This window comes from Mycobacterium sp. E796 (assembly GCF_001672815.1).
Classification (GTDB): domain Bacteria; phylum Actinomycetota; class Actinomycetes; order Mycobacteriales; family Mycobacteriaceae; genus Mycobacterium.
On record NZ_LZKK01000260.1, the window covers coordinates 23,268 to 39,553 of the forward strand.

At 69.6% G+C, this 16,286-nt stretch carries 12 protein-coding genes; 2 read left to right on the plus strand and 10 right to left on the minus strand.

From position 1 onward, the window contains the following. The first annotated feature begins 113 nt into the window (after nucleotides 1-113). On the plus strand, nucleotides 114-350 hold the full coding sequence (locus tag A5706_RS19905; RefSeq protein WP_068134283.1) for a DUF1918 domain-containing protein: 237 nt from the start codon (nucleotides 114-116) through the stop codon (nucleotides 348-350). On the opposite strand, the gene A5706_RS19910 is transcribed toward A5706_RS19905, so the two are convergent. From A5706_RS19910 to A5706_RS19920, 3 genes are all read right to left on the minus strand, one after another. After that, entirely contained in the window at nucleotides 320-826 is a 507-nt protein-coding gene (locus tag A5706_RS19910; protein WP_068134148.1) for a hypothetical protein, read from the minus strand. The genes A5706_RS19905 and A5706_RS19910 overlap by 31 nt on opposite strands. 165 nt (nucleotides 827-991) lie before the next feature. Next, a complete protein-coding gene (locus A5706_RS19915; protein WP_068134150.1) occupies nucleotides 992-4,240 on the minus strand; it encodes an arabinosyltransferase domain-containing protein in 3,249 nt (1,082 codons plus the stop codon). Beyond that, nucleotides 4,237-7,512 (minus strand): arabinosyltransferase domain-containing protein, encoded by a 3,276-nt coding sequence (locus tag A5706_RS19920; RefSeq protein WP_068134152.1) that lies wholly within the window; start codon nucleotides 7,510-7,512, stop codon nucleotides 4,237-4,239. Before A5706_RS19920 ends, A5706_RS19915 begins: the two co-directional genes overlap by 4 nt. 141 nt (nucleotides 7,513-7,653) lie before the next feature. On the opposite strand from A5706_RS19920, the gene A5706_RS19925 reads away from it, so the two are divergent. Then, entirely contained in the window at nucleotides 7,654-8,793 is a 1,140-nt protein-coding gene (locus A5706_RS19925; protein ID WP_068134162.1) for a BTAD domain-containing putative transcriptional regulator, read from the plus strand. Between the two features lie 7 nt (nucleotides 8,794-8,800). Here the strand turns inward: A5706_RS19925 and A5706_RS19930 are convergent, their stop codons facing one another. The 7 genes from A5706_RS19930 to A5706_RS19960 form a co-directional block, all read right to left on the minus strand. Next, complete coding sequence (locus tag A5706_RS19930; RefSeq protein ID WP_068134164.1) at nucleotides 8,801-9,424, minus strand: maleylpyruvate isomerase family mycothiol-dependent enzyme; 624 nt, start codon at nucleotides 9,422-9,424, stop codon at nucleotides 8,801-8,803. After that, nucleotides 9,421-9,903 carry an SRPBCC family protein gene (locus tag A5706_RS19935; protein WP_068134166.1) on the minus strand — a complete coding sequence of 161 codons (483 nt, stop codon included), beginning with the start codon at nucleotides 9,901-9,903 and terminating at the stop codon, nucleotides 9,421-9,423. Before A5706_RS19935 ends, A5706_RS19930 begins: the two co-directional genes overlap by 4 nt. Beyond that, a complete protein-coding gene (locus tag A5706_RS19940) occupies nucleotides 9,900-10,232 on the minus strand; it encodes a helix-turn-helix transcriptional regulator (protein WP_068134169.1) in 333 nt (110 codons plus the stop codon). The genes A5706_RS19935 and A5706_RS19940 overlap by 4 nt, the downstream gene beginning before the upstream one ends. A 140-nt stretch (nucleotides 10,233-10,372) precedes the next feature. Then, nucleotides 10,373-10,786 carry a type II toxin-antitoxin system VapC family toxin gene (locus A5706_RS19945; RefSeq protein WP_068134170.1) on the minus strand — a complete coding sequence of 138 codons (414 nt, stop codon included), beginning with the start codon at nucleotides 10,784-10,786 and terminating at the stop codon, nucleotides 10,373-10,375. After that, the gene (locus A5706_RS19950; RefSeq protein ID WP_156767243.1) at nucleotides 10,779-11,033 is read right to left on the minus strand and encodes a type II toxin-antitoxin system Phd/YefM family antitoxin; all 255 of its coding nucleotides are present in this window, start codon (nucleotides 11,031-11,033) and stop codon (nucleotides 10,779-10,781) included. The genes A5706_RS19945 and A5706_RS19950 overlap by 8 nt, the downstream gene beginning before the upstream one ends. Before the next feature lie 52 nt (nucleotides 11,034-11,085). After that, nucleotides 11,086-14,352 carry an arabinosyltransferase domain-containing protein gene (locus A5706_RS19955; protein WP_068134177.1) on the minus strand — a complete coding sequence of 1,089 codons (3,267 nt, stop codon included), beginning with the start codon at nucleotides 14,350-14,352 and terminating at the stop codon, nucleotides 11,086-11,088. Next, complete coding sequence (locus A5706_RS19960) at nucleotides 14,352-16,286, minus strand: galactan 5-O-arabinofuranosyltransferase (protein ID WP_068134178.1); 1,935 nt, start codon at nucleotides 16,284-16,286, stop codon at nucleotides 14,352-14,354. Before A5706_RS19960 ends, A5706_RS19955 begins: the two co-directional genes overlap by 1 nt.

Consider the following 16,286-nt stretch of genomic DNA (forward strand, 5'->3'; position numbering starts at 1 on the left):
CCGAAGTCCCGTCCGCCCGGGGCGTTCGTCCCCGCTGCCCCTTCCCTGAAAGCCGGCCGCGGCGCATGATCGGCACCATCGGACTACTCGGTCAGCGATCAGGGAGGTCGATGATGAAAGCCGATGTGGGTGACTGGCTCGTGATCAAGGGCACCACGACCGAATTGGCGGATCAGCGCGGCGAAATCACGGAGGTCCGCGGCGCCGACGGCGCGCCGCCGTACGTGGTGCGCTGGACGAGCGGCCACGTGGCCACGGTGTTTCCCGGCTCCGACGCGCTCGTCGTCAGCGCGGCCGAACAACACGCCGACCGAAGGGGTTATACCGGCGCCAGGAATTCTGACGTATAGAACTCGGCCGGGTTTTGCGAGTTCGGGTTTGCCCGCTCGACAATCACCCAGACGCCCGTCGTGCCGGGCCGAATGCTGTCCGAAACGGTGACCGTTGCGTTGCCCGCCGCGTCGGCGTCCATTCCGCTGAACGCGGTGCCGGGGTCACCGGGGCCACACGTGGCCGACGATGGGCGGGGCTCCTGGATGAGGCCGACGTCGAAATGGGTGCCCGGCTCGTTGGGAACCGTCACGTGCACCTGAGCGACGGCCCTTGACCCCGTGGTGCTTATGACGGCCGCACCGTCACCAAGCAGCGCCCGCGGCACCGTCGGCGCCGTGGTCACCAGGCTGAAATCGCAACGCCGCTCGGAGCTGTCCAGCGCGACCCGGGTGCCGCTTTCGGCAGTCGCGGCGGCGATTTCGAATGTCGCCGCCGGGGAGATCACGACGGCAATCGCCGCGGTAAATGTCCCTAAGCGTGTCAGCGTGTGCATCGGGTCACCTTTTTAACGGTTGTGTTAGTTACCTCACAGGGGCAGTAGTTATTGACACGCGGCGCGCGAAATTAAACATTTGCTGCGGAATTACTCAAACGTAAATTCCGAGCGCGCTATTTGACTAATGGCAAATTAATGGCAGGCGACCGCAAAACCGTTTAATTACGGCTTGATTCGGATCGGTCCCGGCGACCACAAGCCGCTGCGGGTCGCGGTGCCCAGGTCCAGTTGCGCGGGATGCGCGTCGGCGATGGTGTCGAACTTGCGCAACGAGCCCCAGTCGCGGCCCCAGTCCCGGGACAGGTAGGTGGACATCACGTGGGCCCGCAGCAGCAGGTCCGTGATGCCCAGCAGGCCGCCGTTGACGCCGTCCTCCCAGGTGTCGGTGTCCTGCTTCTTGGCGTTGTAGTCCGGCGTGATGCGGAACTTGGGGATCTCGGTGACGCCGTAAGCGTGCAGCATCGGATGCTGGCACGGGAACGCCAGTCCCACCGCCCAGTCCATCAGCACCGGCTGCGACGAGCCGACATACTCCTGCAGGGACCGCAGTTCCGGCACCCGCGGCGGGGTCACCGCGATCCAGTCGTCCGGCGTCAGCGAAAGGTCCTCGGCGACCACCCGGACCGCGACCGCGTCCGCGGCCATCTTGTCCCGGGCGAAGCGCAGGTTGCGCCACGCCTTGGGCTGCTCGCCGTTCAGGTCGTAGGGCACCAGCCGCCCGGACGGCACGATCTCACCGCCGGGGCCCGGCCGGCCGTATTCGAGCACCACGGTCTGCCCGCTGGTGTGCCCGTGCAACACGCTGTTGCCGGCGATGGTCCCGGCGGCGGTCACCACCAGCAGGGGATGTCCGTCGTCGCGCTTGGGCAGCTGATACCACGCCGAGGTCAGAATGCTCTGCTGCTGGGCACCGGTGGTGTAGCTGCCCGCCAGCGGAACCTGGTCGGGGTTGAGGCCGTACGGCAGGGGAACCAGGGACCCGTTGATGCCAGGCGCCTTCAGCTTGGTCGGCGCCCGCCAGTCGAACGCATACCAGTCGTAATCGGTGCCGGGCTGCGGCACCGCCGTCTCCTGAACCGCCTCCGCCACGGTGTGGTCGGGCACGCCGTTGGGGGAGAACCCCGTCGGGTTGACGCCGCCCAGCGGACCGAGCGGGCCGTAATCGCCCGGGAGTGGCGCCATGAAGCCGGCGTTGCTGTCCGGCTCGACGAGCACGTCGTCGGCCAGCGCGCAGCCGCCGGCGAATTCGCGCAAGTTGTCCCAGCCGTTGGAGTAGGTGGGGTACTGACGCACGATCCCGGCGACCATCGAGGCGATGAACACCAGTACCATGAATCCGGCCGCGATTGGCACCGGCGCCGCCGTCACCGCCCGCGCCAGGCGCCCCTCGCCGCGCTCCCGCGGCGCGAAATGCAGCCAGAAAGCCCAGATCGCTGTGATCGCGAACAGGACGAAAAACACCGTGCTGACGCTGATTCCGGCGAACCGCGGCATGACGTTGTTGAACGGGACGCCGTAACTGGAGACGTACCACCAACCGTTGGTGGTGGCGAAACACAGGGCCAGCAGGAACAGCACCGCGGCCGTGAACGCCATCCGGTTGCGCGACCAGCGCAGCACCTTCGGCGACACCAGCACCGTAGTCAGCGCGGCCACCGCCGCGCCCACCGCGGCGAACAGCCCGAAGTGGTGCACCCACTTGGTGGGCGTGAACATCAGGAAGAACATGGTGCCGAACATGACGCCCATCAGCCGCCACGCCGGGCCGCGGGCCACCCCAGGGATTCGCTTGCGGCGCAACATGATGAACACCGCCGTGAACAGGCACAGCGCGCTGATCAGGAAGCCGAATCGGCGCGACAGCGAACCGTCGACCGTGGGCAGGATTAGGTAGTAATAGCGCAGGTTCTCGGTGTACCAGGCCTGGCTCGGGCCGATCGCCGTGCGAATCCTGGTGGCCTCCAACACCGTTGACAGCGTCTGGTCGGCGAACACCACGGTGAGGATCACCGTGCCGGCCGCCAGCATCGGGGCCACCAGCGGCCAGGTGCCGACCAGGCGATGACGCTTCACCAGGATCCGCAGGATCGGCCGGCCACCGGCGACCAGCGCGGCCACCGCGATCAGGCCGGTGGGTTGCACGCCGAGCGTGAACGCCGCGGTGATGACCGCCAACGCCGCCGGCGTCAGCCGGGAGGCGCACATCGAGCGCTCGATCAGTACGTAGGTGATCAGCGAACCCAGCGCGATGATCGGTTCGGGACGCAGCCCGTTGTTGAACGGCATCCACCCGGTCAGCAGGACCATGCCGGCCGCCCAGTTGGCGGCGGTGCTCGACGTCACCGCCGGCCCCAGCCGCGGCAACACCTCACGCGACAGCAGCAGCCAGCAGACCAGTCCCGCGACCAGGTCGGGCAGCCGCATCCACAGGCTGCCGTCGCTCACGTGGGTCATCAGCGCCAGCAGGTTGTAGTACCAGCCGAACGGGTCCTCCGGGCTGCCGAACCAGCGGAAGTAGTTGGACATGTAGCCGGCGTGGTCGGCGACCCGGGCCATGCCGAGGATGTAGCCGTCGTCGGAGGAATTGGCGCCGATCAGATGCCACAGCAGGAAGACGAAGATCACCGTGGCGTCGACGAGGGTGAACTTGCGCCAGCGCGTGGGGATCAACCGGTGCATGCGCCGGCCGTCGAGCTGGTCGAGGCGCCACAGCGCGATCAGCGCGACGATCGTGGAGACGATCGCCAGCACCATCGCGGCCAGCTTCAAAGTCGTTGGCGTGGTGGAGAACCGGGTGTCGATGGTCGCCGAAAACCGCAGACCCGCCGGGGCCGGACCGGTCAGATCCGTGAACACCCCGACGATCTGCGGGCGCAGGTTGGGATCGGGGAAACCGCCGCGCACCGGCTTGCCCGCCGGATCGGTCAGCCCGACGAAGGTGGCGAACGTGCCGGCGAGCGTCGAGGTGATCTCGATGCGCTGACATTGCGGCGACGAAGCCTGATCGCGGGGCACGCTGGCAATGACCACATTGCGGTCGGTCACGTCGACGCGCTGGCTGCTGACGACCACGAACAGCGCGTTGAGCGCGGCGTCCTTACCCTTCTTCGGCGCGGTGCTCAGCACTACCCCGCCCTCGGGCGGCAAGCTGCGCACCACCGAGCACGGCACGGTCACCGACACGTCGACCGGCGTCAGCGAAATCAGCGGCGCCGTAACGTTGTTCAACTGGCCGTTTTGCGGCCAGTTCAGCATCGCGGTGGTCTGCACGACGGGCAGCAGCGGCGTGGCGACCGACAGCACGAAACCGATCAGCCCCGCGATCGTCGCGACCCAGCGCGTCACCCGCACGTCCCGAACCGCGTCCGACGCAGGGGTGGCCACCGGGCGCTCGTGGTCGGTCACGCTCATGGCAGCGCCCTAACGGGTCCGGGGCGGCTCCAGCCGCCAACGGTGGTCACGCCCTGGTCGACGACGGCTACCGGCGCCTGATCGGCCGGCACCAACGCGTGAAACTGCTCGACCGATCCCCAGTCGCGATACCAGTCGCCGCGCAGGTAGGTCGAGATCGTCGAGGTGCGCAGCATCGCCTGGGTGATCAAGAACGGGCCGCCCGTCTCGCTGGCCTCCCAGCCGTTGGACGACGACGCCGTCTGTTTGTGATCGGGCAGGATGCGGTACTGCGGAAGTTCGGCCACGCCAAGGTGTTCGGAGAACGGCCGCTGGCAGGGGAAGTTGGCGGCGGTCGCGATGTCCATCAGCACCGGGGCCTGCGACCCGATCAGCTGCTGCAGGGTCTGCAGCACCGGCACGCGCGGCGGCGTGAACGAGAACCACTGCTCGGAACTGAGATTGGGGTCGTAGGCGACGATGCGTGCCACGTTAGCCTCCGGCGGCGCCCAGGCCAGCGGGAACCTCAGGTTGCGCCACGCCGGCTCCGGACCGATGTCGATCGGCTGCACCTCGCCGAGCGGCTGGGTGGTGCCGTCGGGGCGACTCACGCCCCACTGCAGTTTGAGCGATTGGCCATAGGTGAAGGTGCCGTCCTCCTTGTACGACCAGATGGCGCCCGCGGCCGAGACAACCACCAGCGGCCGGTCCGGCGTTCGCGGCGGCAGTTGGTACCAGGACGACGTGGCGGTGGCGGCCAGCGAGTTCTCGCCGTAGCTGCCCATCACCGGGGTGCGGGCCGGATCCAGACCGAACGGCAGCGCCGCGTGCGACCCGTTGATTCCGGCCGGGCCCTTCCCGCCGGCCGTGCCCGCGGAGTCACTCATGGCGGCGTTGGGCTTATTCGGCGAGGCGTCGGAATTCACCACCCCCGGCTTGGTGACCACGGGGTTCGACCGCAAGTCCTCGCCCACCCCCTCGGGTTTGAAGCCGACCGGGTTCAGGCCGCCGAGCGGTCCGTCCGGCCCGAACGTCTGCCCCGGAACCGGTTGCAGCAAACCGGCATTGGGATCGGGCTCGGCCAACACGTCGTCGGCCATGGCGCAGCTCGTCTTCGAAAGGCCCGAGGTGATCGCGGCGAGGTTGGCCTTGCCGGTGGTGTAGAGCGGGTAGCGGACCACCGCCCCCTTGGCCAGCGAGCCGACCTCGCCGAGCACCATGATCGTGGCCACCACCAGCAGCGGCGTGGAGGCCAGCACGCGGTTGCGCCGGCTGTCCTTGACCTCGGTGTGCCCGGCGTAGTCCATCCGGAAGTGCTGCCAGGCGCCCAGCAGCCCGGTCAGGATCGACAGCGTCAGGAACATCGACGTCACCGGGTGGCTGGCGATGACGGGCTGGATGTCCCACCACGGCACCCCGTAGTTGCCGACGTAGAACCAGCCGTTGACCCCGGACGTCGCGACCGCCAGCACGAACAGCAGCGCCGTCACGTACAGCGTCAGGTTGCGGCGGTTGTGCAGCCCGATGCGGGCGAACGCGAACGCGGTGAGCGCACCCAGCGGGGCGGCCAACCCGGCGAACGCGCCGAACTGCACGGCCCACTTCGTCGGCGTGAAGGTCAGCAGCAGCAGGCCGACCGCGGTGGTGCCGATCAACCGCCACGCCGGTCCGCTGGCCACACCCTGCACCCGACCGCGGCGCAGCAACACCACCAGCATGACGAACATGCAAAGCAGCAGCACCAGCACGGCGAAGCGCCGCGCCATCGACCCGTCCGGGTTGGACTCCACGGTGAGGAAGTAGTAGCGCAGCCAGTCCTGGTACCAGGCGATCGTCGGGCCGACCTTGTATTTGATCCGCGCCGACTCGGCCACCGTGGCCAGCGTTTGGCTGCGGAACACCACCACGGTGATCAGCGACAGCGACGCCGCCAACACCATCAGCGGGGCCAGCAGCCCGTCGGTCGCGCGACGGCGCCGGATGGTCTGGGCGATGGCCCGGGCCCCGGTCAGCAGCGCGGCGACGGCGATCAGGCCCTGCGGAGCCAGCGTCGCGGTCAGCATCGCGACGATGATCGCGACCGCCGCCGGAGCCAGCCGGCCCAGCGCGATCGCGCGTTCCACCAGCACCCAGGTCACGATCACGCCCAGCGCGATGATCGGCTCCGGTCGCAGGCCGTTGTTGAACGGCAGCCAGGCGGCCAGGAAGACCGCACCCGCGGTCAATACCGCCACCCGGTTGCCCGCCAATCCGCCGCGGCCGGGCCCCAGCCGCCGCAGCACCCAGTGGCCGATGATCAGCCAGCAGGCGATCCCGGCCAGCGTGGCCGGCAGCCGCATCCAAACACCGGCGGTGCTGACCGCCGCCAGCTTGGCCAACACCGCGAGATACCAGTCGAACGGCGCGTCCGTCGTCCCGAAGTACCGGTAGTAGTCGACGACGTACCCGGCCCTCGGGGCGACCCGGGCGATGGTCAGGTTGTAGCCGTCGTCCGACGACGTCGCGCCGATGACGTGCCAGACCAGCAGCGTTCCGATCACGCCGACGTCGGCGAGCCAGGTCGCGGCCCCGACCCGGGCCCAATGGAACCGCGGGCGATACCGGGATTGCCGGCCGCGGCGATCCAGCACCGCCATCGCGGCGATGGCGGTCAGGACCGCCAGGGTCCCCACGGCCATCACGAGCATCTTGAGCGTCGTGGGCGCGGTGATGAACCGGGTATCGACGTCGACGCGGGCCGACAGTCCCGGCTGCGGCTGCACCTTCAGGTCGGTGAAGATGCCGCCGACCTGAGGCTTCTTCTCCGACGGCAGCGTTCCCGACGCGCCGGGGATGCCGACGAAGTCGGCTCCGGCCGCCCCCGCGCCGGCCCACATGTGCAGGACGCTGCAGGCGCCGGCCGCGACGGCCGCGCGTTTGGCCACCGCGGCCACGGTGTCGCGGAACGCCACGACGACGATGTCCTTGTCGGCACGCACGAAAAGCCCGTTCTTGCCGGTGTCCACGCCACCGGCCGGCAGCGTCGAGACGACCAATCCGCCGCTGGGCGGCAGCGTGGCGATGGCCGCACACGGGATCGAGATGTCCAGCGCTCGCGGCGCCCCCGACACCAGCGGGGCGGTGATCTGGGTGACGTGCCCGTCGGCCACGCCCTGGGGCCACAGCACCGTCGCCGTCGTCTGCCTCACCGGAAGCAGCGGGACGACGAGGCACAGCAGCAGACCGGCCAGGCCCGCGACCACGGCGATCAACCGCGGGACGCGCAGCGATCGCTCATTACGGTCGGGGGGCACGAGGCTCGATCGTAAGGGACGCTGCTTAGTGCGGTTCGGACGCAGGGCCGCCTTGACGGCGTGCTAATTTGCCGCGCCCGGGCTCCGAAATAGACTCTCGTTCCAAGAACGGCCCCGATAACCCAGGAGGCTGGCAGCGCGATGACGAACACAGGTCTCGGGTTTGGCGTCTTGGGACCGTTGCTGATGACCAGCCACGGGGTGCGGGTGTCGGTGGGAGCGCCCAAGCAACGGGCGGTCCTCGCCATGCTGCTGATCAACCGCAACCGGCCGGTTTCCGTCGATTCGCTGATCAACGCGGTGTGGGACGAGGATCCGGTGCCGGCGGCGCGCACCAGCATCCAGGCCCACATCTCGAACCTGCGCCGGCTGCTGCGCGACGCCGGGGCCGACCCGTACCAGGTGCTGTCGAGCGCCCCGCCGGGTTACCAGCTCAGCGTCGCCGACGCCGACTGCGACCTGGGGCGCTTCATGGCCGCGAAGCTCGCGGGAAACCAGGCCGCCGCGGCTGGACGCTTCGAGGACGCCAGCCGGCATTTCTCGCTGGCGCTGGGCGAATGGCGCGGGCCGGTGCTCGACGACCTGCGCGACTTCGCGTTCGTCGACGCCTTCGCCACCGCGCTGATGGAAGAAAAGGTGGCCACCCATACCGCACGCGCCGAGGCCGAGATCGCGTGCGGGCGCGCCGGTGAGGTCATCGGCGAGCTGGAGGCGCTCACCGCCGAGCATCCCTACCGCGAACCGCTGTGGGCTCAGCTCATCACCGCCTACTACGTAACCGAGCGCCAGTCCGACGCGCTCGGCGCCTACCGACGGCTGAAGACGGCCCTGGCGGAGGGGCTCGGCATCGACCCCGGCCGCACCGTGAGCGCGCTGCACGAGCGGATCCTGCGCCAAGAGCCGCTGGGTTTGCGGCGGGCCGACCTGACCACCCACAAGCGCGGCGCCTACAAGCAGGAGTCGACGACCGCCGGGATCCAGCTGGCGGAATCCGCCCTCGCCCGGCTGATCGACCAGACCGGGCGGGCTCATCCGCTGACCGGCGCGACCACCCGGATCGGACGCTTCACCGACAACGACGTCGTTCTCGACGACCACGACGTCAGCCGCCACCACGCCGTCATCACCGACACCGGAACCGGTTTCATGATGACCGACCTGCGGTCCACCAACGGGGTAGAAGTGCAGGGCCAGCGCATCCGCGGCAGCGCCATCCTGGCCAACGGCGACCGCATTCGCATCGGAGGCCACGAGTTCACCTTCGAAGTCGGCGCGGGCTGACGGTCGGCTACCGACCCAGCCGGTGCGCCAGCGTGTCCCGCCCGGGACCCCCGAGCTCCGCGAGCGCGGCGGGGCGCCCGGTCATCGCCATGAGCAGCGCCTCTCCCGGGCCGCTGACCTCGGGACCGGCGCCGTGTGCCCAGTCGACGTCGGAGGCGCGCAGGCGCAGGCCACGGATCCGCCGCCCCGCCCCGAGCCGGGGGTTGCCGGGCACCAGCCCGAGCACCCGCTGCAGCCGATCGGGGGGAATCGTGCGTGGCCGGCAGAGCGAGCGGCGGATGTCCTGGTGGTGGACGGTGCCGTCGACGAGCGCGATCATTCCGCCGAAACCCGCCGTCAGGCCGCGGGGTTCCAGATGGCCGCGGAGGAATTCGAGCAGCTGCTCGGGGCTCAGCCGGGAGAACTCGTCGACGCCGACCTGGTTGGCCCGCACGACCCAGCCCTTGGCGAACCGCTTCAGCAGCCCGGCGGCGCCCAGCTCCTCGTAGCTGATCACATGTGCGACAACGTCTTTCACGGTCCACTTCGTGCACAGGCTGGGCGCCTCCCAGTCCCGCGGCGCGAGGGTGGACAGGAAGTCGGCGAGGTCGGCGCGCTCGGCGTGCGCCATGGTCATCAGCGTGATCGTCATCGATGCGCCTCGATGCTGAGCAGGCGGCCGTAGCGGTCCAGGTACAGCGGCCAGCCGGCGTCGCCGGCGACGCCGTCGGCGACCGACTCCCAACCCGGGCCGTGCCGGTCGAGGTGGCGGTGTTCGAGCTCGACGCGCGTGCGGTCGTCGGGCTCGGCGGTGAATCGGACCTCGACCTCGCTGGTCTTGGCCGGATCGGACTCCACCTGCCAGGTCGGGCCGATGTCCCAACTGAACATCACCCGATGCGGCGGCTCGTAGGCGAGGATGCGCGCCCATCGGCAGACGCTGCCGTCGACGCCGCGGTCGAAGATGTGCCCGCCCACGCGGGGCTCGAACACGGTCTCGGCGATCGGGACGGCGAGCAGGTTGTGCTCGCGCGGCTTGAAGTCGCCGAACCGTTCGGTAAAGACGGCGAACGCGCGCTCGATTGGCGCGTTGACGACGACGTGGTGGGCGACGTTGGGTGTTCTAGTCATGACGGTTCCCCCTCGCTTTCATCGATTGTTTTCGCGTAGGCGGCCAGCGCCTGGGACCAGAACCGGTCGAGCTCGGCGCGCAGCGCCTCGAGACCGGTCGGGTCGAGGTGGTAGACGCGACGCGTTCCGGCGGCGCGGTCGCGAACCAGGCCCGCGGACTTGAGCACCTTCAGGTGCTGCGATACGGCGGGCCGGCTGACGGGCAGGTCGCGGGCCAACTCGTTGACCGCCGCCGGGCCGTGGGCAAGGCGTTCCACGATGGAGCGCCGCGTCCCGTCGGCCAGCGCCAGCCAGGCGTCACCGTCGCGGGCGGCTCGGTAAGTGGCCACGAACCGTAAGTTTAGACTTACCGATCGCGTGACATCGACCCTCAAGGAGGGGCGGGCCAAAGAGCAACCCCGGCATCGACGGTGACCGTGCCCAACGCAGTCAGCCTCGAATGGATCGACGCCCGCTGAACCCGTTGGGATCAGACGCCGACGATGGTCAAGAGGTGTTCGAGCCCGCGGAAGTCATCGACGTTGCGCGTGTAGAGCGGCAGGTCGGCGGCCAGGGCGGCCGCGGCGATCAACAGATCGACGGCTCGGGGGCCACGTGCCTTACGCCCGGTCACGACGATCGCGGCGTAGACCCGTCCATAGGCCCTCGCCGAGTCGCTATCGAACGGGAGCGGATCGAAGCTGGCCTCGGCTCTTTGCAGGCGATCTTGACGCCGTGCTCGTTCGCCAGCATCGGCCGTCGCGTGTGGGCCGGCGGCCAGCTCAGCCATGGTAAGGGCGCTGATCGCGAGTTCCATCGGGAGCTGCTCTGCGTCGATGTGGTCCAGATCGATCACGACCGAGGTGTCGATGAGTCCCTGCGGTGTGCGAGGAGCCTCAGCCACGCGGCGCAATCTCCTGGCCGGCGACTCGATCGAGATCTGCTCGGAACCGGTCGAACTCCACCCGCGGAGCCCCCCTGAACGCGGCGACCGCTGCCTCGGCGCTGATGAATCGATGCCGGCGCACCGGGGAAAGCTCGCCGACCGGGATTCCGTTCCTGGTCACGACGAACGACTCGCCTCCGTCCAGCTGGCGCATAATGTCGCCGCTGTTGTTGCGCAGCTCCCGCTGGGTGATCTGCTTGGCCACGCCCACAGCGTAGCACGCGTGCTACGCCGCACGGACCGCACCGGCGAGTCCGCTAAGTCTTCCGCAAGGGCGCCGGGTTCCACAGGCCGCTACGTGTCGCGATTCCCAGCTGCAATTGGGCTGGCTGCGCGTTGGGGTAGTACGGCGTCAACCGTTGCAGCGAGCCCCAGTCGCGCGACCAGTCGTCCTTCAGATACGTCGCCATGGTGGTCGCCTTCACCAGCAGCTCGGTGACGCCCAGCGGGCCGCCACCGTTGTTGTCCATCACCGGTGAGTTGGCCTCGGCGCCGAAGCGGTCGGGCAGGATGCGCCACTTCGGCGTCTCGTCGACGCCGTTTTGGTGGCCGAACGGGCGCTGGCACGGAAAGGCCAGTCCGACAAGCCAATCCAGGAACACGGGGTCCTTGGACCCGACGACGTCTTGCAGCGTGCGCAGTTGCGGAATCCGCGGCGGCGTCAGTGCGATCCAGTGCTGCGGCGCCAGGTCTTCGTCGTCGGCGACGAGGCGGATCTGGGTCGCGGTGCTCGGGATGGCCGACAGCGGCAGCCGCAGATTGCGCCAGGCCGGGGAGGCGCCGACGTCCGACAACTGGAACGACCCGCCGGCGTGTCCGGCCGCCGCTTCGTCGTCGGTGGCCCACTGCACCTGAACCTCGCGGGGGTCGAAGCGGCCCGCCGCGCTGACCACCAGCAGCGGGCGCGCCTGCTCGCGGGCGGGCAGCCTGTACCAGCCCGACCGCAGGTGCGCCGGGACCTGGATGCCCGCGCGCCAGCTGCCGAGAACCGGTGTGCGGGCCGGGTCGAGGTTGTAGGGCAGCTGCGCGACCGACCCGTTGATTCCCGGTGCCGGGTTGGTGCCGCCCTCGGTGCCGGGCTCGGCGCCGGTGGTCAGCCTGTCCTCGTTGATGAAGCTACGGTCGCCGGGGCGTTCCATCACCGGGTCGGCGCGTACGTCGGCCGGAATACCGTTGGGGGTGAAGGCTTCCGAGAGCCCGGCCCCTAGTGCGTCGGCCACCGAAGCGCCGACGGGGGTCAGCATGCCGGCGTTGGGATCCGGCTCCACCAGCACGTCCTCGGCCAGCCCGCAGGACTTGCCGGTCAGCGCCTCGAGGTTGGAGCGACCCACCGACCACGCGGGGTATTGGGCTGTCATGGCCAGGGTCAGCGATGCGACCTCGAAGATCACCAGGATCCACGACGCAATTGCCAAGGGGGACTGGACGATTCCGGCCACGCGTGCGCCCAGGCGGGTCTTGGGCGGCCCGTTGTCCGGGTTGACGAAGTGGAACCACGCCGCTAGCAGCAGCACCAACAGCGCCAGCCCGAGCAGGGCCGTGGCGAAGGCGTAATGCCATGCCGGAAACGAATTCGACCACGGCACACCGAAATTGGACACGTACCACCAGCCGTTGACGCTGGCGAACGACAGTGCCACCAAGAACACCACCACGGCGGCGTATACGGTGCGGTTACGCCGGGATCGCATGGCCACGGAGGTCGCGGCGACCGCGGCCAGCGCGCCCAACGGGCCGGCCAGCCCCGCGAACACCCCGAAGTGGTGGGTCCACTTGGTGGGTGTGAACATCATCGCGACGAACGAGATGATGGTGATCCCGACGATGCGGCGGCTCGGCCCGGCCGCCGTGCCGGGAATTCGGCCCTTGCGCAACGACATTGCGACCGTTATCGCCAGCGCCAGCACCAGGGCGAGCACGGCGAAACGGCGGGCGACCGACCCGTCGGGGCTGGCCATGAACAGCCGCTCGTAGCGGAGGTGTTCGTCGAACCAGCTCAGGCTGGGTCCCAGCGCGCGCTTGAGCGCGGTCGCCTGCATTTCGCCGGCCAGGGTCTGGTCGCGGAAGATCAGGATCACGGTGACGGTGGCCGCGGCCAGCAGCGGCGCCACCAGCGGTAGCGCACCGAACCGGGTGGATCGTCGGTGGATGATGGTGCGCAGGGGCCCGATCGCGACCAGCAGCGCGCCGATCGAAGCGATGCCCGTCGGCCCGGAGAACAAGGTCAGCGCGCCGATGATGCAGGCGATCGCCACCGGCAGCAACCGGTTGGTTGCCACCGCGCGCTCCACCGAGCACCAGGTGAGCAGGATGCCCAGGGCGATGATCGGTTCGGGGCGAAGCCCGTTGTCGAGCGGCAACCAGGTCGCCAGGAACAGCCCCGCCGCGGTCCACGCCGCGGCCCGGTTGGTCTTCACGGCGTGGCCCAGGCGGGGCATGACCTCACGGCTGATCACCCACCAGCACGTCAGCGCCATCGCCAGGGTCGGCAGCCGCATCCAGATGCTGGTGGTGCTGACATGGGCCCACACGGCCAGCAGGTCGTAGTACCAGCCGAACGGGGCCTCGGGCGTGCCCAACCAGCGGTAGTAGTTGGCCATGTAGCCGGCGTGCTCGGACACCCGGGCCATGGTCAGGATGTAGCCGTCGTCGGAGGTGTTGGCGCCGACGAAATGCCACCACGTCAACACCGCGATGACCAGCGCGTCCAGGCCGCCGATCGACCACCATCGGGCCGGCAGGAAGCGCCGGTGCCTGGTGCCGTCGGCGGTGTCCAGGACGTGCAGCGCCACCAGGGCGGCGGCGGTCAGCACCACCCCGAGGATCATCGCCGCCATCTTCAGCTGGGTCGGGCTGCTGCTGTAGCGGGTGTCGACGGTGGCCGAGAAGCTCAGGCCCGGCGGCGCCGGTCCGGCGAGGTCGGTGAACACACCTACGATCTGCGGCCGGAAGTCGTATCCGCTTTTCTCGCCGCGCAGCGGCGCGCCGGGATGCTCGGTGTTGGGCCCCTGGGTCAGCCCGACGAACTCGGCGGTGACGCGGTCGGCGTGTGCGGTGAACGTCAGCCGCTGGCAGGCCGGGCCGAGCACCTGGCTCAACGGGGCCGTGACCACCGCGACGTTGCGCACCACCAGCACCAGATAGTCGTTGGCGCGCTGGATTAGCAGTCCCCGGTCGACGGCCTTGGGCGCCTGTTTGGGCACGGTCGACAGCAGCACCGTCTTGCCGGCGTTCTGCGGGCCGGCCAGTCCGGCGGCGGCCTGACACGGCACGCTGACGTTCAAATCGGTTGCCACGTAACCGATCAGCGGCGCATCGACGCTCTCGAACGTGCCGTTCTGCGGCCAGTTCAGTTGGGCGGTGGTCTGGTTGACCGGCAGCACCGGGGTGGCGATCGCCAGCAGGGCGCCCAGCAGACCGGCGACGGTAGCAACGAGCCGGGCGATCCGGTGGTTACCTCCCGCGTCGTCCACGGGGGTTGATGGTAGTTGTGCGGCCAAGTCAGCCGTGGTTTCGGTGGCCATCAGCCGCTCGTCACAGGCTTGCGGACGGCCAACACGAAGGGGCCGACGGTGTCGACGGCGAAACGCGGATCGGCGAACAGGGCCGCCGGCAAGTCCACGGTGTAGCGGCGCACGTTGGGCTGGTTCGGGTAGACGTCCTGGGCCAACCGCAACGTGTAGTTGCTGTTCGCGCCGCGGCGCATGAGGAACACGGTCGGCGGGGGCCACGGCGACGTGTCCAGCGCGTGGATGAACTCGTCGGGGGTCTTGAGCTTGGACCACTTCTCGATCTGCGCGGCCCGCAGGTCGAACTGCGCCAGCGGGTTGGCGTAATGCGACGTCAGCCCCTGGTACCCCCAGTAGGGGTAGTAGGACAGGAAGCTGTAGTCGGCGGTCATGACCACGGTCTGGTCGCGCGGCTTGCCGGTGACCTTGAGGATGGCCGCGTCGATGGCCGGGTAGAACTTCTCGGAACTCGGCGGCCGGCGATCGCCGCGCTGGCCGTAGCCGTCGGTGTCCGTGTAGGCGATCGTCAGGTCCGGCCGCAGCACGTCGGGGATGTCCTGGCTGAACGCGATCGCGGCGGCCAGGCCGAGGGCGCCGGCCACCGGGGCGATCGCGCGGCTGCGTGGGGCAAGCGCGTTGACGGCCTCCACGAAGCCGAACGCCCCGGCCGCGACCAGCAGCACGGTCAGGGTGGGCTGCAGCCGGAACGACAGCAGCGTGGTGCGCGCCAGCGTGGTCAGCATCGACAGCAGCGACCACAGGTAGACCGCCAGCACGCCGATGGCCAGCGCGCCCGCCCGCATCGACGACCGCGCACGCACCACCAGCCACAGGGCGCCCAGCAGGCAGACCGCCCCGAGCAGCGAGAACTGCAGCATCGGGAAGGTCAGCACGGCGCCGTCGGCCGGCAGGTAGTGGAAGGCGCTGCCGCTGTTGCTGACCGGGCTGCTCGCCACGCGCACCAGGAACGGTAGCCAGGTGATGCTGGCGATGGCCGCCGCGATGGCGGCGATCACGGCCAGCCGGCGCAGCGGGTCGAGCGCGGCGCCGAAGCCGCCGCGCCGCCAGCGCGCGCCGGCCAGCAGCATCGCCATCAGGAGCACCGTGAACGCGCTGAACCCGAACAGCAGCGTGTACCAGGTGGCCGCCCAGCCGAGGAACAGCCCGGCGCCAACGACCGCGGCCCATCCTTGCGCCGCCGGTGCGTCGCCGATCGTGCGGCTAGCTTCACGCTCGGGCTCGAGTGTGCGGCCGGCCGCACGCTCGCCGGCGCGCAAGCCCGACCACGTCAACACCAGCACGGGCGGCAACAGCACCGTGATCATCGCGGCGTAGGGCTCCGGCGAGCCGTAGGCCAATGTCACCGCGGCGGTGGCGGTGGTGACGATCAGCGCGTACTCGAAGCGGATCATCCGCCACCACAGCACCAGCGCCACCGCGACCGCGATGGTGATCGAGGTGATGGCCCACGGCTTGTACATCTCCCAGGCCGGCGTCCCGGTGAGCGCCGCGACGCGGCCGCCGATCCAGAACCAGCCCGGCGGATAGAACGTCGGCAGTCCGAGGTAGGTCATGTCGTGCAGAGCCGGGCTGTCCGCGAGCCGCGTGAGGTATTCGGTGCGGAACTGCTGGTCTACCGAGATGCCGAATAGATACAGCTTGGTGGCACCCAGCGGCATGCCCAGCGTCACCACGGTGAACGCCGACAGGAACATGAGCCCGCCCAGCCGGGCCAGCGCGCGGCGCCCTCGCCGCCACAGCCAGCCGACGGCGACGAGCCCGGCCAGGCAACCGACCTGCCCGACGGTGGTCAGCGCGTGCAGCTGGTTCGACGACGGGAAGGCCGGCCATTGCACGCCCGCGATCGCGATCAGCGACGGCACGGCCACGATCACGGCGGCCGCCACCGCGGCGGCCATCTGGCCCAGGGTGGCCAGCGCGTTGCGCAT